This window comes from Paraglaciecola hydrolytica (assembly GCF_001565895.1).
Classification (GTDB): Bacteria; Pseudomonadota; Gammaproteobacteria; order Enterobacterales; family Alteromonadaceae; genus Paraglaciecola; species Paraglaciecola hydrolytica.
Map to the genome: position 1 here is coordinate 1 of NZ_LSNE01000015.1, position 19283 is coordinate 19283.

Annotated in this window: 14 protein-coding genes; 7 read left to right on the top strand and 7 right to left on the bottom strand. The window is 43.5% G+C overall.

Annotated elements, in window-relative coordinates; all coding sequences use genetic code 11:
- Window positions 1-430: 430 nt before the first annotated feature.
- The 3 genes from AX660_RS20130 (at window position 431) to AX660_RS20140 (ending at window position 5169) form a co-directional block, all read left to right on the top strand.
- Entirely contained in the window at window positions 431-2491 is a 2061-nt protein-coding gene (locus tag AX660_RS20130; protein ID WP_068381277.1) for a M13 family metallopeptidase, read from the top strand.
- Window positions 2492-2808: 317 nt separating this feature from the next.
- Entirely contained in the window at window positions 2809-3921 is a 1113-nt protein-coding gene (locus AX660_RS20135; RefSeq protein ID WP_068381279.1) for a phosphoserine transaminase, read from the top strand.
- A 75-nt stretch (window positions 3922-3996) separates the two neighbouring features.
- Window positions 3997-5169, top strand: coding sequence for a 3-phosphoglycerate dehydrogenase family protein (locus AX660_RS20140; RefSeq protein ID WP_068381280.1), 1173 nt, complete (start codon window positions 3997-3999; stop codon window positions 5167-5169).
- 55 nt (window positions 5170-5224) lie between these two features.
- Here the strand turns inward: AX660_RS20140 and AX660_RS20145 are convergent, their stop codons facing one another.
- Together AX660_RS20145 and AX660_RS20150 are read right to left on the bottom strand one after the other, a co-directional pair.
- Complete coding sequence (locus AX660_RS20145; RefSeq protein ID WP_068381282.1) at window positions 5225-5623, bottom strand: DUF1801 domain-containing protein; 399 nt, start codon at window positions 5621-5623, stop codon at window positions 5225-5227.
- Window positions 5624-5625: 2 nt separating this feature from the next.
- Entirely contained in the window at window positions 5626-6843 is a 1218-nt protein-coding gene (locus AX660_RS20150; RefSeq protein ID WP_068381685.1) for an FAD-dependent monooxygenase, read from the bottom strand.
- 253 nt (window positions 6844-7096) lie between these two features.
- Between AX660_RS20150 and AX660_RS20155 the strand changes: the two genes are divergently transcribed.
- The 4 genes from AX660_RS20155 (at window position 7097) to AX660_RS20170 (ending at window position 10637) form a co-directional block, all read left to right on the top strand.
- Window positions 7097-8632, top strand: a complete 1536-nt coding sequence (locus AX660_RS20155; protein WP_068381283.1) for a methyl-accepting chemotaxis protein — start codon at window positions 7097-7099, stop codon at window positions 8630-8632.
- A 134-nt stretch (window positions 8633-8766) separates the two neighbouring features.
- Window positions 8767-9282 (top strand): M48 metallopeptidase family protein, encoded by a 516-nt coding sequence (locus AX660_RS20160; protein ID WP_068381284.1) that lies wholly within the window; start codon window positions 8767-8769, stop codon window positions 9280-9282.
- An 18-nt stretch (window positions 9283-9300) separates the two neighbouring features.
- Entirely contained in the window at window positions 9301-9657 is a 357-nt protein-coding gene (locus AX660_RS20165) for a YacL family protein (protein WP_068381286.1), read from the top strand.
- A gap of 206 nt (window positions 9658-9863) precedes the next feature.
- Window positions 9864-10637 (top strand): EAL domain-containing protein, encoded by a 774-nt coding sequence (locus AX660_RS20170; protein ID WP_235594797.1) that lies wholly within the window; start codon window positions 9864-9866, stop codon window positions 10635-10637.
- Window positions 10638-11313: 676 nt separating this feature from the next.
- Here the strand turns inward: AX660_RS20170 and AX660_RS20175 are convergent.
- The 5 genes from AX660_RS20175 to AX660_RS20195 all read right to left on the bottom strand — a co-directional run bounded on the left by AX660_RS20175 (window position 11314) and on the right by AX660_RS20195 (window position 19182).
- Entirely contained in the window at window positions 11314-14454 is a 3141-nt protein-coding gene (locus AX660_RS20175; protein WP_068381292.1) for an efflux RND transporter permease subunit, read from the bottom strand.
- Window positions 14451-15557: an efflux RND transporter periplasmic adaptor subunit gene (locus AX660_RS20180; protein WP_068381293.1), complete on the bottom strand. Its 1107-nt coding sequence runs from the start codon at window positions 15555-15557 to the stop codon at window positions 14451-14453. Before AX660_RS20180 ends, AX660_RS20175 begins: the two co-directional genes overlap by 4 nt.
- Window positions 15558-16062: 505 nt before the next feature.
- Window positions 16063-16392 (bottom strand): hypothetical protein, encoded by a 330-nt coding sequence (locus AX660_RS20185; RefSeq protein ID WP_068381294.1) that lies wholly within the window; start codon window positions 16390-16392, stop codon window positions 16063-16065.
- A gap of 478 nt (window positions 16393-16870) precedes the next feature.
- A complete protein-coding gene (locus tag AX660_RS20190) occupies window positions 16871-18892 on the bottom strand; it encodes a RecQ family ATP-dependent DNA helicase (RefSeq protein WP_082769041.1) in 2022 nt (673 codons plus the stop codon).
- A gap of 53 nt (window positions 18893-18945) precedes the next feature.
- Window positions 18946-19182, bottom strand: a complete 237-nt coding sequence (locus AX660_RS20195) for a DUF2164 domain-containing protein (RefSeq protein ID WP_068381297.1) — start codon at window positions 19180-19182, stop codon at window positions 18946-18948.
- Between the last annotated feature and the right edge of the window lie 101 nt (window positions 19183-19283).

Sequence of the window (19283 nt, forward strand, 5' to 3'; positions counted from 1 at the left end):
TGAAGTTGCACAAAAAAATCCGATGACCTTACGATCATCGGATTTTGATCCTCTTATGCCAAATGTCAATTTCTTAACTGATCGGCATTAGCCTACGGGCCCTTTTTTTATGCTCCCTACAGTTTTAAAGCAACTCCATTAAATAAATGTACACTCAGCGAGAATTTAAAAGCACTTGTTCCTTAAACGCTGGACGCGTTCTAAGTGCCTATTTATTTAATGAAATTGGTATTAACTTCCATTCAATTTCTGCTGGCAACAAATCCATACACTTTTATTATTCAACATTTTGCACAATGTCAGACCAAGCAGTAAACTGCGCGCGGCGAAGTACACCCTTTATCTTTGGGTAAAACCACAATGACAATTAATAATGAGAGCGCGAAAGGCTAACCGTCCTTTACTGCTGCTCCTTCTTACAGGAAGACAGATGAACAAAACTAGTATGATTGCGCTGGGCGTAGCCCTAGCCTTAGGCCTTAGTGCCTGTACCCCCGCACAAAAAGATGAAACAGCAACAATACAACCAGCCGCCCCTTTAATATCAGGCATCGACTTAACAGCCATTGATTCAACCGTAAAAGTACAAGACGATTTATTTCGTCATGTAAATGGCCATTGGTTAAACACCACTGAGATCCCTGCTGATAAATCTCGTTACGGCATTTTTAACGTATTACACGATGATACCCAAGAACACCTTAAAGCCTTGATCCAAGAAGCGGCCGCCGCTACTGATTTTAAAGCAGGCTCAAATACGCAAAAATTGGGTGACATGTATAACAGCTACATGGACATCGACAAGGCTAACGAACTCGGTTTAGCACCTATTCAACAACAACTTGATAGCATTGCCGCGATAAAAACCACCACCGAACTCGCCCAAAAAATGGGTGAGCTTTATGTCTTAGGTGTAGGTGGTCCATTTAATTTTTATGTCTCGCCCGATGCTAAAGATCCTGTAGTAGTCACTATGTATCTGTATCAGTCTGGTTTAACCCTACCTGACCGTGATTACTACAGCAAAGATGAACAAAAATACGTTGATTTCAGAGCCGCTACTGAAAAATATATGGCTGACATCCTAACTAAAGCGGGCAATGCCCAACCAGCCGATGCCGCCTCGCGCATTATGGCCTTAGAAAGAGACATCGCGGCCAAACATATTTCACGAGTAGAAAGTCGTGATGCAGAAAAAAATTACAATCAACGCAACAAAGCGGATGTACAGGCTCTATTAGCTGGCTTTGATTGGCAAGCCTATGCTGATGCCAGCGGTATAGGTGCAGTTGATAACATGGTAGTACGTAACCTACCCTACTTTGAACAAGTTAGTAGCATCATGACGGGTCACGACTTACAAACGTGGAAAGACTATTTAAGCTTTAATCTGGTTGATAGTTACGCCAGTCGTCTAAGCCAAGATATGGTTGATCTGCACTTTGCATTTCATTCCACAACTCTAAGTGGCATCCCTGAACAACAACCTCGCTGGAAACGAGCGGTTAACGCCACCAGCGGTGTTTTGGGTGAAGTACTAGGTCAACAATATGTTGAGCGCCACTTTACCCCGCAAGCTAAAGCTAAAATGGATGCCCTAGTTAAAAATCTTATCGCGGCTTACGGCGATAGCATCAAACAGCTTGAATGGATGAGTGACGAGACCAAAACCAAAGCCTTGGAAAAACTCGCTGCCTTTACCCCTAAAATTGGTTACCCCGACAAATGGCGTGATTATTCTGGCTTAGAAATTAAAGCCGATGATTTGGTCGGCAACTACCTACGTTATTCTAAATTTGACCACATGGAAGATGTGGCCAAAATTGGCAAGCCGGTTGATAAGGATGAATGGGGAATGACACCACAAACCATCAATGCTTATTACAGCCCAGTACGTAACGAAATCGTATTCCCAGCCGGTATACTGCAACCACCGATGTTTGATATGCAAGCCGATGATGCCGTTAACTATGGCGCTATCGGTGCGGTTATCGGCCATGAAATTGGCCACGGTTTTGACGACCAAGGTTCAAAATACGATGGCCAAGGAAACCTACGTAGTTGGTGGACTGAAGCAGACCGTGCAGCCTTTGACGTACTCGCGCAAAAACTTGCCGCCCAATATGATCAATTTGAAGCTATTGAAGGCTTAAACGTTAATGGTCAACTGACTTTGGGCGAAAACATTGGTGACTTAGCCGGTGTTACTATCGGCTATCAGGCCTATCTAAAATCTCTGGCTGGCCAACCCGCCGTTGAGATTGATGGGCTCTCTGGCACCCAACGTTTCTTTATGGGTTATGCCCAAGTATGGCGCAGTAAACAGCGTGAAGATGCCTTACGTTCGCAGTTACTTAGCGATCCACACTCACCGGGCGAATTCCGTGTTAACGGTATTGCGCCCAACGTTGATGCTTTTTATAAAGCCTTTGACGTTAAAGAAGGTGATGGCATGTACTTAGCTCCCGCAGAGCGCGTAAAAATCTGGTAAGTCTATTGTGATCAGCAAGCCCCAAGCAGATGACAGTCTGCTTGGGGCTTTTTTGATCCTGCAAATGCAGAAACTAGAAACTAGAAACTAGAAACTAGAAACTAGAAACTAGAAACTAGAAACTAGAAACTAGAAACTAGAAACTAGAAACTAGAAACTAGAAACTTACAAATAGTAAAAATACCAAAGTGCAGTATAAAACGTCTTTTTTCACACTTAGTTCTATCTCATTTCACTTCAATATTAGCTCGGGTAATCAAACACTTGTACGATAGAATATCGTAACATTATTTTAACTTTAGCTGTCTGAGAGCCCCATGCAACCGACTACCAAACCTGCCAATCCTAATTTTTCTTCTGGTCCTTGTGCTAAACGTCCAGGCTATGATGTTAGCAAACTTGATCTCAGCGTACTTGGCCGCTCACACCGCGCTGCCATTGGCAAAAAAGCCCTAGAACGTGCTTGTTTAGATACCGCTGAAATTCTGGGTTTGCCAGAAGGTTATCGCGTAGCTGTGGTTCCGGCTTCAGATACCGGCGCGATGGAAATGGCCATGTGGTCAATGCTCGGTGAACGCCCTGTTGACGTGCTTTATTGGGAATCATTTGGGCAAGGCTGGGCAACCGATATTACTAAACAGCTTAAACTTAAGGATGTAAAAATCCTCAGTGCTGATTACGGTCAACTACCTGATTTTGCTCAGGTTAACAGTGACCATGATGTGGTATTTACTTGGAACGGCACGACTTCTGGCGCCTGTGTACCTAATGCCGACTGGATCGCAGCAGACCGCAAAGGTTTAACCTTTTGTGATGCCACTTCAGCAGTATTTGCCCAAGAGATGGATTGGGAAAAACTCGACGTTATCACCTATAGCTGGCAAAAAGTGCTGGGGGGTGAAGGGGGACACGGTATGTTGATCTTAAGCCCCCGCGCAGTTGAGCGTTTAGAAAGTTACACCCCAGCTTGGCCTTTACCGAAGATTTTCCGCATGACCAGCGGTGGTAAACTCACCGAAGATTTGTTTTTAGGTGCCACCATTAATACGCCCTCAATGCTGTGTGTTGTGGACTATTTAGATGCCTTGGATTGGGTGAAAAGTATTGGCGGTGTAGCCACCACTATCGCCAGCAGCAAACAAAACCTCGCCACCCTTGAAGCCTTTGTAGCCGAGCATGCTTGGATAGACTTTTTAGTTAGCGACCCTGCTATTCGCTCCAATACCAGTGTCTGTTTAAGTTTGGATTTGAGCGCCGAGCAAGTTAAAGCCTTTATAAAATTACTTGAGCAACAACAAGTTGCCTACGACATTGGCGCTTATCGTGATGCCCCTGCGGGTTTACGTATTTGGTGTGGTGCCACTATCGAAAACAGCAATTTAGAGACCCTATTACCTTGGTTGCAATGGGCTTATTCTCAGGTGAAATAGACTCAAGTTAAATAAACGCAGCTTAAATAAACCAATTTCACACTGAGTATCAGCGGATAAGCAATAAGGAACAAGATGTACAAAATCAAAACCTATAATCAAATTTCGGTCAAAGGATTGGAAAAATTTAGTCGCGAAAAGTACGAAGTCGGCTCCGATATTGCTCACCCTGATGCGATTTTATTACGTAGTCATAAGTTACACGGCGACCCTTTACCTGAATCGGTACTTGCTGTTGCCCGTGCTGGCGCTGGCGTGAATAACGTGCCTGTAGAGGAGCTTAGTCAAAAAGGCATAGTAGTGTTTAATACCCCAGGGGCCAATGCCAATGCGGTAAAAGAGCTGGTACTGGCCGGTTTGTTATTAGGTTCGCGGGGCATATTACGGGGCGTGGGCTACCTCAGCACTTTACATGATATGACCGACGCCGCTGAGCTACATAAGTTGCTCGAAGATCAAAAGAAGAACTTTGCTGGCAACGAGTTATACGGCAAAACACTGGGCATTATCGGCCTAGGTGCAATTGGCTCACTCGTGGCAGACATGGCTTTGGCGCTCGGCATGAAAGTTGTTGGTTTTGATCCTGCCTTGTCCATCGAAGCAGCTTGGCGTTTATCCAGCCAAGTGCAAAAAGCCGAAAACATGTACGCCCTACTCGCCCGCTGTGACTATGTGAGTTTGCATGTACCTGCGCTGCCGGTAACTAAGCATATGATTAATGCAGAGGCACTCAATCAAGCGAAAAAAGGCATGGTGCTGCTGAATTTTGCCCGTGAAACCATAGTCGATCCTAACGCCATAGTTGAAGCCTTAAACCAAGGTAAACTCAAAAATTATGTGTGTGATTTTCCGGAACCCGTATTTTATGGCCGTGAAGATGTACTCGCCCTGCCACACATTGGCGCATCAACCGCTGAAGCCGAAGAAAACTGTGCGATCATGGGGGCCGATCAACTGATTGAATACCTCGAAAACGGCAACATTAAAAATTCGGTGAACTTTCCTGATGTAGCCATGGCGCGCTGCGAAGGGCCACGGATCATATTTTCTAACGAAAATGTCTCAGGTGTACTCGGACAGGTATTGTCAGTGCTAGCCGACAATAAGGTTAACGTGCTGGATATGATGAACAAAAGCCGCGGTAACCTAGCCTATAACATTCTGGATGTAGAGCAGATGGACAATGGCCATGTAGTTGATGCCATTAAGCAGATCAAACACGTTATGGCAGTTAGGCTGATCAAATAAGCCTGCATTTTTAATGCTTTTATCATTGAAATTACACCGCGGTGGCAAAAGATAGCTAGCGTTTAAGATGATAAGTCAGCGCCAGTAGGATAAAGTGTTTAATTATCTGTTCTGGCAATGGCTGTGCACTATCAAGTAAGAAAGCACGGTTTTTATCGTACTCACAATCTGGATATACTTCTTTAAAATCAGCCACTAACCTAGTTTGGCAATGCACCAGCAAAGCAAACTTGCTGTCTGAATCACGTACTCGACCTAAACGTAAAGTGGTACCAATACCATTAAGGGTAATGTAACTCGGCTCCCCCCATTTCAGGCACTCGCTTAACTCACCAATCTGCAGATTTTCGCTGGCAACATGTTCTATCCACTGACGTATTTGCAACAAGGCTTGTTTAACCTTGAGTGGATAAGCGGCAAATACCTCAGTCACCTCGTTTGGCATATTGTGCATTGTCAGTCTAACTCCTGCGTAAGTTCAACTGCTTTATAGTCATAGATGTAATCCAGTTTATTAGCCGCTAACCAGTCACTTAAACCACTAGTCGACAAACCCGCTAGAATACCTAACTTAGCGCGTTCTAAGGAGGTTTTCATATGATAGAGCCTTGCATTTTGGCGGGCGTTAAACTGGATCTGTGCTGTACGAGGTAGTCTTGCATCCTGATAATGTTTAAGCGCAGTTTGGCTCTCACTGTGTTTATTTAACATAGCGGCCAATACATACGCATCTTCAATAGCCATGGCAGCACCTTGGGCTAAAAAAGGTAACATGGGGTGGCAGGCATCACCTAACAGGGCAACGTTTCCGTCCACCCAAGTGCTTAGCGGATCTCGATCAAATAACGCCCAGATAAAACACTGTTTTGCCGCGGCAAGGATCTCTTGTACCTGTGGGTGCCAATCTTTAAATAAGTCACGTAACTGAGTGACATCACCCTGCTGACTCCAGGATTCCTGTTTCCAGTCACTGCGCTCTTCTACCGCCACAAAATTAATTTCTTCACCACCACGTAGGTAATAACACACAAAATGTTTGCCAGGACCTACCCACAAATTAGCATTGGGCTCAACTAAGTTGGGTGGCAAGTCTTTGGTTTTTACGGTGCCACGCCAAGCCACTTGGCCAGTAAATTTAGCGGTGGAAGTTAAAGACAAGTTAGCCAGTAACGTGGCTTGCACCTTAGAGTGAATACCATCGGCACCGATTAAAATATCGCACTCAAACGCCTGCTGATTGGCAAGTTGTAGGCTCACTTGCTCTACTGACTGTTGATAAGTAAGTATTTGACTGTCTAATTGAATATCAACCTTATTATCACTACAGGCCTGATACAAAGCCTGCTGTAAATCCGCACGGTGAATATGCCAGTAAGTAGCGCCGTAACGTTGTTCACAGGTTTTTCCGAGGGGCACTGAAAAGTAGGGTTTGCCATGTTGATAATGGCGCATCACCGCCTGTTGAGGGCAAAAAGCCTTTGACTGCAACAAAGCTGAGATATCCAGTGCATTGAGTACTTGCATAGCATTTGGGCTGAGTTGTAAACCTGCTCCCACTTCTTTAATTTCTGCAGCTTGTTCAAAAACGCTGACCTTAAAACCGCGTTTAGCTAAAGCTAATGCGCTACATAATCCACCAATTCCAGCTCCTGCTATGGCCACACGTTTCGACAAAATAGAATCCTGTTTGATTTTTGAAAAGCATACAAGTTTTACGGACTTAACCAAAGCCATAAAATTCCAACAAAAAATAAACCTCGATTTTTTAAGAGATTAGATTGCTAAATCTCAATCAGACCTTACGCTTAACACTGTGCAATTAAGTCGTAGCCAAACCTCTAACTTAAGCAAATACAATGTAAAACCATCAAGGCAATATAGGTTTGGTCGATATACATCATTACATATTAGGTAAGGAACCATCTCAATGTCGAAGCGTGAACAGCATACAATCAATGAAGAAATTCGTTTTAAACAAGGAGAAGAGTTGGTATCCGTAACGGATACCAAAGGAGTACTCACCTATGCTAATCCACGTTTTTGTCAAATTGCTGGTTACACCGAGCAAGAATTAGTCGGTCAGCACCACAACATAGTACGCCACCCCGATATGCCCAAAGCGGCTTTTGCTGACTTATGGGCAAAACTCAAAGCCAAACAGGCTTGGCGTGGTGCGGTAAAAAATCGCTGTAAAGATGGCCGTTATTATTGGGTAGATGCCTTTGTCACTCCGGTCTATGAAAAAGGTGAATTAACCGGTTATCAATCGGTGCGCACTGTGCTTAAACCTGAATTTCGTGAAAACGCTGAAAAGCTCTATGCCAAACTGAATAGCAGCTCAGCCCCAAACAATGTACTAAAAGTAAAAAACGGTATTAAAGATATACTGTTTATCATCCTTGGTCTGGGTCTAGCGACAGCTTGTCTTTTTTACCCCTTGATTGCCTTTGTTTTGATTGCTCTACCCTATGTTATTTTTAATAGTGAGTTGTTGAAGTTACGCCGTTATTTTTTTAGTCAGCAAGCCAGTTACGACAGTGTGTCACGTTTGGTTTATTCCGGTGATGACGTGTCAAGCATCGCTGATTACATAAAAAAAATGGATGAAGGCCGGATCAAAACCATCCTCGGTCGTGTCATTGATGGCACTAATGTACTCAGCGCTGGCGTGGCCTTACTTAAAAGCTCGTCAAACGAAGCCAAAAAAGGCGTTGAACGCGAAGCCCATGAATTGCATCAAGTTGTCACTGCTATTGAGGAAATGGTTGCGTCAATTGGCGAAGTTGCCACCAATACTGAAGACACCTCAAAAAAGGTCGAATCCGTTCATCAAGACTGTCGCATCGCGACCGACTCAATGACTCGCACCATGGATAAAGTCTCTGATCTTGCCAACGAAGTCGCTAAATCAGCCAGCGCCGCCACCGAACTGGCTTCTGAAGCAGAAAGAATTGGTACTGTCATGCAAGAAATCCAAGGCATTGCTGATCAAACTAATTTGCTGGCCTTAAACGCAGCAATTGAAGCCGCAAGGGCGGGTGAACAAGGCCGTGGTTTTGCGGTAGTTGCTGACGAGGTACGTGCCCTCTCTAGCCGCACCCATAAAGCCACCGAACAAATTCAAAGTTCAATTAATGAAATTCAGTCCACCCTATTGAGCTGGTCTAAAACCATGAACAAAGGCAAAGATGCGGCACAGGATTGTGTAAAAGAGACCAGCCAAACCCGCGATTTAGTGTTTAAGGTTTACGATGAAGTATCGATGATTTCTGATTTAGCTGCACAAATATCCACCGCCTCAGAAGAGCAAAGCATGGTATCGCAAGAGATTAGCCGTAACATCACCAACATAAACGACGCTTCTAAAAAGAACCTTGAACAAGCCAACATTGTAGAAAATGAATCAAATAACATTGAAAAACGCGCTAAATCATTGGCCTCATTAGGCCTTACATTTAGTTAAATGCTCTCGATTATCTGCCTTGTTAAGTCAAAATGCTTAACAGGGCATTTGTTAACAAACTTCTTAGCTAACATCTCGCTCAATAATGGTATATTTGCCTCACTTATATTCCGTATCAATTTTAACTAGATTTAATGTCGACTGCCCTGCCCTACTTAGCCCATTATTCGCCACAGGTTCAAGCCCAAATATCAGCTATGATCGACAAAGATCAACTCGGCGATTGGTTACGTAACAAATATCCACGTTTGCATACTGTGGCCAACGATAATGAATTGCGTGACTACGTCATCGAGCTGAAAAACCACTATATGAAAAAGACTCAACCCTTAAGTAAAGTGGTTTATGACAGCAAAATACATATCATCAATCAGGCTTTAGGTTTGCACTCCTATGTTTCGCGGGTACAAGGGGGGAAATTAAAAAGTAAAAATGAATTACGTGTGAGTACCTTATTTAAACAAACACCCGAGCCTTTTCTGAAAATGATTGTGGTGCATGAACTTGCCCACCTAAAAGAAAAACAGCACAACAAGGCTTTTTATCAACTTTGCCAACACATGCTTGCCGATTACCACCAACTTGAATTTGAAGTACGTGTGTACTTAACCGAGTTAGATCGTAGTGGCTTTGTATTTACCCCCCAATAACTTAAGTGGTGCAGCAACATGGATTATCAATTTTATCGTGATGTAACAGAAAAGGCCGTGGCTGAATGCGAAATCGAGGCTTTTGGCGATTGGTTAAGCCATGACTTGGGCAATAATCACAGTAAAATCACACAACTGTTAGACATCATTGAACGCTTAGAAAACCAGCAAATAAAACGCGAAAAGTTCAAGGGACAAGATTATTGCCTGCATCTCAATCAAGATGAGGTTGAACTAGAGGGCTTATTTGTCGGTTTTGCCGATGTAGATGAATTACCCGAAGGCACCGAGTTTGAAGAACCTTTATTAGTGGGTTGTGGTTTAGAAGATTTAAAAAATTTACTGCTGGCCTGGCAGGATTTTGTGGATAGTTAAAACAATAAATAATGGTTTGTGAATAAAGCCAAGACAAGGTTTTACGCCCACGACCATTAAAATATAGATAAAATATTTGATGAGCTGCTGCAATCTTGTTGGCGACTTTTTTGACAGGCAGCAACTAGACAATTATATTTTTATCCTAGCTAACAAGTTGAGTAAACTTTAGCGCATTTTATGAAGTATAAATATGGAGAGAAGCAGTGATAGCAGGCGAAATACCGATTGTTTACGATAGATTTTCATGCGACAACTGTTTGGATAAAAGTCGTCTGGATTTCGATTTCACCATGGCTTTTCAGCCTATTATTAACTGTGTTAGCAAACAAACATTTGGTTATGAAGCCTTAGTGCGTGGATTACAAAACGAATCCGCTTTTTCGATTATTTCTAAAGTGAACGATGATAATCTTTATTTGTTTGATCAGCTTTGTCGAGTTAAAGCCATAGCCCTCGCCTCCAAGTTAAAACTTGATTCTATGCTGAGTATTAATATTCTTCCCAATGCAGTATATAAACCAGAACGTTGTATACGTACCACCCTAAACGCGGCTAAAAAACATGGCTTTTCGACTGATAAAATCATGTTTGAGTTTACCGAGAACGAAAAAATTGAGAATAGTGATTTTGTAAAACATATAGTCGAATATTACAAAAGTTCAGGTTTTAAGACGGCCCTTGACGATTTTGGCGCGGGCTATGCTGGATTAGGTTTATTAGCTGACTTTCAAACCAATATCATAAAAATTGATATGGCGCTCATTCGTAGTATCGATCAAGACAAAACTCGGCAACTCATCCTTAAAAACTGCATAAATTTATTTCGTGAGCTCAATATTACGCCACTGGCAGAGGGCATTGAAACTCGAGGGGAAATGTTATGGTTACAAAATGCAGGAATTGAGTTGATGCAAGGCTATCTGTTTGCCAAACCAGGTTTTGAACAATTACCCTTGGTTAATTTTGACGATTTTTAGGACCTAAATATCACCCTCTAGCTCAGATTGTCTTATACCAATTCCATTAAATAAATAGGCACTTAGAACGCGTCCTGCGGATAAGGAACAAGGCGTCGCTATACTTCAGGCATCCTGCCTTTCGCTAAAGCCAGCGAAGCTGTTCACAAATGTTCCAGACATTTTTGTGCAGGATTGGCCCTTACGCCTTCAAATAGCGAGAACGCAGAGCCTTATCCGCTGGGGCGTCCCTTAGGGCGAGTTTTAAAAGCACATATTCAGCGTTGCTCGAACTCGAAAGAGCGCCACTATTACGTCATCCAAGCGCCTTGATGATGTGCTTTTAAATTCTCGCTGAGTGTACATTTATTTAATGGAGTTGGTATTACACCTATGGTGAAACTTAGTGCAAGATTTCACAGTGTTTGTGCAACGCCAGAGACATAACGATGCACGCAAACGCTAAGCACTTGATTTAATTAAATAAAAAACATTGGCCTGAGATCTGCAGATGTATACGTAATGCGATGTTAGTTCGATAAGTTCAGGGAACCAATTAGCTGTAACTACAGCTCTTGGTACACATATAACTATACTAACAACCGTGGCTATCCAACTACTCGCGTATTATGCATGGGCACCTAAGTACTTAAAATGCTTAGGTGCCTTTTGTTTTTTAGGGTTAGATCAAAGTGTATTAATACAAATTCGCTTCCGTTAACGGTTTATGTTTGGCGTGCTGTTTAAGTAATTGTCGCTCTTCACGACGGGCTTTTAAGGCCAGCATACAAGGCGTTAATACCAGCGTGAGTAAGGTTGCAAAGGCTAAACCACCGGCGACGGCAGTCGCAAGTTGTGACCACCATTCTGTTGATGGACCACCGATATCCACATTACGGCCAATAAAATCAATATTGACTTCAGCCACCATGGGTAACAAGCCCAGTATCGTAGTGACAGTGGTTAACATCACGGGGCGCAAACGCTGAGCGCCAGTACGCAAAATTGCTTCCATTGGCGCAAAGCCTTCTTTACGTAGGATGTTATAGGTATCGATTAATACGATATTGTTGTTTACCACTATGCCAGCCAAGGCAATAACCCCAATACCTGACATCACAATACCAAAAGGTTTTTGGAAGATAACCAGCCCGAGAAACACGCCAACGGTAGAGAACAGCACGGCACTGAGTATCAAAAATGCCTGATAAAAACTATTAAACTGGGTAACCAAAATGATCGCCATCACAAACAAGGCGACTAAAAAGGCTTTTTCTAAAAAGGCGGTGGATTCATCCTGCTGTTCATTTTGGCCTTTGATGGTCAATATCACCCGAGGGTCTAAGCCTAATTCAGGTAATTGTGCTTGAAGCTGAGGCAATTCATTACCGAGCAGTTCGCCCGGCACCATATTGGCTTCAACTGTGATCACTCTATTGCTATCAATATGGCGGATCAAATCGGTTTTAGGTTGAGCGCTACGCTCCACAAAATTACTGATCGGCACCATGCCTGCAGAGGTTTTCATCCGCAGATCATCAAGCTTGCCAATAAAACGGGATTCGATAGGGTAACGCACTCGAATATCCAACTCGTCATCCACATCATCAGGGCGATATTCACCTAACTTAAGGCCATTCGTCACAAACTGTACTGTACTACCGACTAAGGTGGCATCCGCACCAAAACGCGCAGCATCGCTGCGATCTACTTTAAGTTGCCACTCAATACCAGGTTTAGAGGCGGTATCACTGATCGAGGTGAATTTGGCATTGTTATCCAAAGCTGTGCGAATTTTTAAGGCAGCTTCGTTAAGTAACTCTGGATAACGGGACGAAAGTTGAATTTGTAAATCTTTACCCGATTGTGGGCCATTTTGATCCGGAGTAATCTCGATATCCAGTCCGGGCATGCCTTTAAGGCGTTGTTGGGTTTCTTTTAATACTTCATCGGAATGGACTCGGTAATGCCAATCCACCAAATTTAAACGTAAATAACCTAATTGATCGCCCCCACCAGTGCGTACGTACAAGGTTTCGATTTCTTCCATATCGATCAGGCGATTTTCGACCTGACGCACTATTTTATCTTTTTCATAAATCGACATATCACCTGATGTACGCACGGTAATGTTAATGCCTGCACTATCAACATGGGGGAAAAACTGCACACCCAAACCCGACATAGCAAAGGCGGTAATCGACAAAATGGCAATAATGATCGCTGAGCCAAGAATTTTCCAAGGATGCTCAATCGCCTTCGCCAGCAAGTTGACGTACTTACCGGTAAAACCAGTAAGATGACGAATATCACCGTTTTCGGCCTCTTCTAACTGGCGTCGCGCTTCAGCTGTCACATAACGTGGTTTGCCAAATACGCCCCCCAATACGGGCACAAAGATCAGCGCCATCACTAAAGAAGCCGACAACACGGCGATCAAGGTAAAAGGTAAATACTTCATAAACTCACCCATCATGCCTGGCCAAAACATCAGGGGCGCAAAGGCTGCAAGGGTGGTTGCGGTTGAAGCGGTAATGGGCCACGCCATACGCTGGGCAGCAAGGCCATAAGCTTTTTTCTTGTCCATGCCTTCACTCATACACCTATCGGCATATTCGGTGACTACGATGGCGCCATCAACCAACATGCCCACCGCCATGATCAGTGAAAACAACACCACCATGTTTAAGGTATAACCAAACATCGCAATGATTAATATGCCGGTTAAAAATGAGCCGGGAATGGAGACCCCCACCAGCAAAGCCGTGCGTAAACCTAAGATCGCCACAATCACTATCGCGACTAAAATCACCGCACTGGATACGTTATTTTGCAAGTCATTGAGCATCATGTTGACTTGCACAGTTTGATCGCCGGTATAAGTTACAAAAATACTGGCTGGCCAAATGCTAGATGCTTTCGCTGTATCTATCAGGTCCTTGACTTTAGCTACTGTATCTAACATGTTTTCGCCCGGGCGTTTTTTCACTTCCAGCGATACCGACGCTTCGCCATTTAAACGGGCAAAACTGCTAGGATCTTTATATGCACGTCTAACTTGCGCCACATCGGCAAAAGTAATTACGCTGCCACCCTGCACTTTGACAGGTTGCTCCATCACGTCTTTAACTGACTCAAATACCGAGGGTACTTTGACCGCAAAGCTGCCTTTGCCATTATCCATAGTACCGGCTGGTACCAATTTATTATTACGTGAAATTAAGTTGTAAATATCGTTTTGGTCGAGACCGTAAGACTCCATCAATAAAGGATCAACCACGATTTCAACCATGTCTTCACGGTCGCCGCCCATAGTCACTTCAAGCACTTCACTCAGGCTTTCGAGACGATTTTGTAGTTCACGAGCCACGGTTAACAAGGCGCGTTCAGATACGGGCCCCGCTAATACCACAGTAATTGCCGCTTGTTGACCGGCCATGGTCACCTCATGAATAGTCGGTTCTTCAGATTCTGCGGGTAACTTAGCTCGTGCTACCGTGACTTTATCGCGCACATCAGCCAAGGCGGCTTGTGAGTCGAGACCAGGGAAAAATTCCAGAGTGATATTCGCATAACCTTCACCCGCGGTGGCTTTCATTTCTTTTACCCCATCGATAGAGCGCAACTCTCTTTCCATGGGTTTTACCAACATACGCTCAGCATCTTCTGGCGAAATACCATCATGTACTATGGAGACATATATAACCGGAATAGGCACATCAGGGTTGGATTCACGAGGGATAGTCGCATAAGTTATCGCACCTGCGATTATCAGCAAAACAAACATCATTAATACGGTACGACTGCGGCCCAGTGCCGCATCAATCAGCGCTTTCATTGGAAGTCCTGCGAGCTATTTTCATCCACATAAGCCACTTCCACTTCATCACCATCGCGCACAAAACCATGGCCTAAGACAATAACCTCGGCTTGTTGGCCCATGCCACTTAACCATACACCTTGACTGTCACTTTTAACGATGTCGATAGGGATAAACTTAACTCGCTGTTTAACCACAGTTTTAACGCCTAAATTACCTAACTCGTCTAAAGCCATGACCGAAGGAGTAATACGCATAGCCCAGGTCTTTTGCAGAGGTAAAGCCAGCTCGGTGCTCATTCCGGCCACGCGCTTATGCCCAGCATTAGGCACAGCCACTTCAACTTTAAAAGTATTAGTGCCTTGATCTGACACACTAGAAATATAACGAACCTTACCTTCTAAAATTTCACCTGAGGCTAAACGCCCAGCTGCAACTTGGTCTAACTGCAAACCAGCCACACTACCTTGGGTTACGTTGGCAGTAATGACTAAAGGATCAAGATCAACCAAAGTTGCAATTTTATCGCCGTCTTTGAGCAAGTCGCCCACTTCAATAAATTGCTCATTAACCACACCATCAAAAGGAGCGGTAATCACAGATTTCGACACAGCAAACTCTAGAATTTTCACCTCGGCTTTAGCCGCTTCAAGATTGGCAGTGGCTTGCGCCAAATTAACCTGAGATTGATAACCTTGTTTCCCTAAAGATTTAGCGCCATCTAATTCTATAACACGCTGTTGTAACATGGCTTTGGCTGAGACTAAGCGGTTAAGCGAATCGGTATTTTCCAGTTTAAATAACTTTTGCCCGTGGGTGACAAATTGCCCTTCACGCACTAACACCTCTTCAACCATGCCTTTGACTTCAGCGCGTAAAGTGGCAACCCGATCAGGTTCGGTGCGGCCGTAGAGGGTTATTTCGCGATTTACTTCGCTGGCATTAAGACGGGTTACCGAAACCTTAACTAAGGGCGAAACATGATGTTTATCGACTTGCTTGGGGTTCACTTTGTCATCCGCTAACAACATGCCCGAGGCAATCCACAGTACCAGTATCACCACAATAGCCAAGGCTATCCAAGCCGGTTGTTGTCGAACTTTAGTCATCGCGTTTGTCATATCTCATCCAGAAAAAAAGCAATGAGTGTAATTTACCCTTTTTTTGTAACAATAAAGAGTACAAAGCGCAGCGATCAGCTTATAAAGTTGTTACTAGATGCAAATATTAGGTTATTTCTGAGAGACGACAGCATCGGCAGCGCGCACCAAGCATGGCCTGCGGCCACTAAGATTATGCGCTTCGCTCATCGCAATCCATTGCGTTTTTCAGGTGACGTCCATGTCACCCGACCATACTTTTTTGCAACAGCTCAAAAAAGTAGGCAAAAAACGCCGCTCTCCAACCAACTTACTATTCCAATTTAACCCCAACTTGTTGTTCAAACCGGCGAGGAGAGCCCATCCCTGCGCTCACCACGCCTTGTCCAGACGTCGTGTCTGGTCATTTGACAAGTTGTGCTTGAAATTGGGTAAGTTGGAGTCGAGAGAAAAAAAGCAAACTTTCTGCGGCTTTGAATCTTTATGGTGAGTGCCTAGAAAAGCTTAAAGTGCAGTTTCAGTATTATTACTTTATATCTATTACTGTATCAGGATCTTTAACCAATGGCTGAGCTGAACCTCCTGATTCTACGCATTTGAAATGAAGTTCAGTAGAACCCAAACGTGCAGGGGCTGCTGGAGTAACTGTTTCCCGTAAGACAAAAAGTTCAAGGTTTTTGTTATTACAAAACCCGCTTGCTTCCTGATAAACCTCAGCTTTATTACTTAGAGAAACACCCAAACCAGGAGAGCCATCTTTTTTTCCAACATAATATGAATCTTGGCTCATTGAAATTATTCCAGTACTTTGGCAACTCAAAAGAAATACTAGTGGAAAGAAAATTATTATTTTCATGATACTCCTATTTATACAAATTAATTATCGGGCTAAAAATCGTTTTTAAAACCTGAATTTTACTGCTTTTTTAGCACGGTATTTAACTCCATGTATAGGTTATGATTTATTTTAAAAAGCAAATTGAAGTTGGTGACAAGGATTACTTAGATAACTCGAAGAAAGTTAGCTCTTATTCCCCGTTTAAACGTTCCCTAAGTAGCGCCAGAATTCACTGAGTAAACTGGCAGGGACAGCCAGTTTAGCTTTGTCTTGTCGGGAACAAGTCAAAGCGGCTTAGTGAATTCAAGCTAATCAGGATCAGAACGTTTAGTGGGGGCGGCTTTTCTTGCCTCCTTCTTCTGGCTGTTGAGAAGAAGTGAGTCGAGCCACGGGACGTGGTTTGAAAAATCGCTATGGATGGCGTAAGCGCATAATCTTAGTTGCGAAGCAATAACTTCTCTCAACTAGCATCTAGTAACTAGCAACTAGCAACTCACTACTGCTTTTCTAAAATACTCTTCACTTTATCCCTGACCTGAGCATAGGGTTGCTGCTCACACAGACCAAAACCGCTTAGTTTACTTACTCTTAGGCGGGTAAATAGAGGCATGGTCATGGCGGTTAAAAAGCGGCAATAGATGCTTTCACTTAATTCGATTTCAGCATTTTTGCCTACATGCAGGGCCAGTGAACTCATCGCTTCGGCGATGGCGAGGTCGTCTGGCATCGGTGTTAGGCGACTGCGCGAAAGTTTTGCGCTTTGGCCTAAACACACACTACAACGACCACATTGCACAGGTGCGTTGTGGTCATCAAAATAACGGGCGAGGTTGTAACTTAAACAGGAGTCTAATTCAAAAAAGCGGATCATCGCCGCGATGCGTTTGATCTCTTTCTGTTCGTTATCACTAAAATATGCACTCAGTTTTGCCACAAGCTCATTGGTTAATAAAGCACTTGAACTGACTTGATACACATCGGTAATTAAACGGGATTCGAGCTGAATAAGTTGTTTTTCGGCTAAATATTCGAGCGCAGTAACCACACGATGACGGGGTGCAGCATAGTGCTGATAAATTGAGTCAAAATTCACCACGCCCCAGACTTTTTTCATATCAGTGCAGTTAAACACACTGGCTAAAAATTCCCGGCGCTCGCCCTCAAACATATCGAGGATCGCGGTTTTATCTTGAATAAAACGCAACTTAAATTCGGCAAAATAAGCATATAAGGGTTTAAGTACATCCGCTAATTCAAGTTGCACCAATAAGGTTTTAAGCGGCAGTTGGCGAATGTTACTGAGGTTAGACAACTCATGAATTTGCATCTCCCATGCGTAAGCTGTCGTAGTTTGTGCACTATCGGCACTTTGTTTGATATTGTCGATGACTCTAGCAATGGCACTATTGTCCGGTGTATCGCCAAACACAAAGTTCTCCACCGTGGTCAGGCCATCGAGATTCGCTAACACGATACAGTTTGAATCCTGCCCATCACGACCAGCACGGCCAATTTCTTGGCTGTAATTTTCGATGGATTTGGGCAAATCGTAGTGGATAACAAAACGAATATCTGACTTGTCGATCCCCATGCCAAAGGCAATGGTTGCCACCACAATTTGAATTTTTTGCTGCATAAAATCTAGCTGAATTTTCTGGCGTACTTCGTTATCCAAACCAGCGTGATACGCCTTGGCTGCAAAGCCTTGTTTGATTAGACCATTGGCCACCAACTCGGCCGTTTTTTGCAAGGTTACGTACACTATACCCGGCCCAGTTTGCTGCCTTATCAGCGCAACCAATCTCTTATTTTTTGCAGCATCTTCAACTGCTTGTACCTGCAAATGTAAATTAGAACGATAAAAACCCGTTTGTATTATGTGCTCTTGAGCTATAGCAAAACGTTTAGCCATATCCAGTTTGACTTTTTTAGTCGCCGTGGCAGTGAGTAACAGTACTAAGGGAATTTTTAGCTCTTGTTGGTAAGCAGGTAATTTTAAATAATCAGGGCGAAAATTATGCCCCCATTCTGAAATACAGTGGGCTTCATCTACCACTAACATCGACAAAGGTATGCTTTGTATAAACTGGCGAAAACGTTCATTTTTAAAACGCTCGACCGACACCATCAATATTTTACAAACACCACTTCTGATGTCTTGCATTACTTGCTGGTTTTCTTCGTAACTTAGGGTTGAATCAATACTGGCCGCGGCAATACCTTTACTGTGTAAAAACTCCAGCTGATCTTTCATCAAGGCCAGCAAGGGCGATACCACCAAAGTTAGGTGAGGTAATTGAGTTGCGACAAACTGATAACACAGAGATTTGCCCGCACCAGTGGGGAAAATGGCGAGCGTCGATTGCCCTTGTAATAACTGCTCAACCACCTTTTGTTGGCCTTGACGAAAAGCCGAAAAACCAAACAATTGCTGTAGTTTTTGCTGCGCTGCTATGGGCTCGGGCTCATTGCCAAAGACTTGACTTGATCCGTTTTGAGAAAAAGAACTATCGTTCATGGGCTATCCTTGTCGATGCAAAATTCCACAGTGCTCAGGTTTAATTTTCAGCGCTATTGTTCAAGAGCTAAGATGACATCGGTAAGGCTGTCGAGTCGTTCAGTTAATACCGCCTGAGCATCGTATAAACCTTGATTATAGTAAACACTGCCCATTTCTTTGGAAATAAAGTCCAACAAAAACTCACCATCAAACTGGCCTAAGTCAAAATCAAGCTCGTGGCTAAAATAACGCTGAAGTTTTTCGACTAGTTGATCTTTTTGCGCCACAGAAAATTTAATATCAGGCATAAGTAGGCCCTGTTGCTTATCAGAATATGAAGGATATTATCATTAAGTGGCGGGAGATTCAGGCTGGATTAAAAGGCTAATCACATTACAAACTCATTATC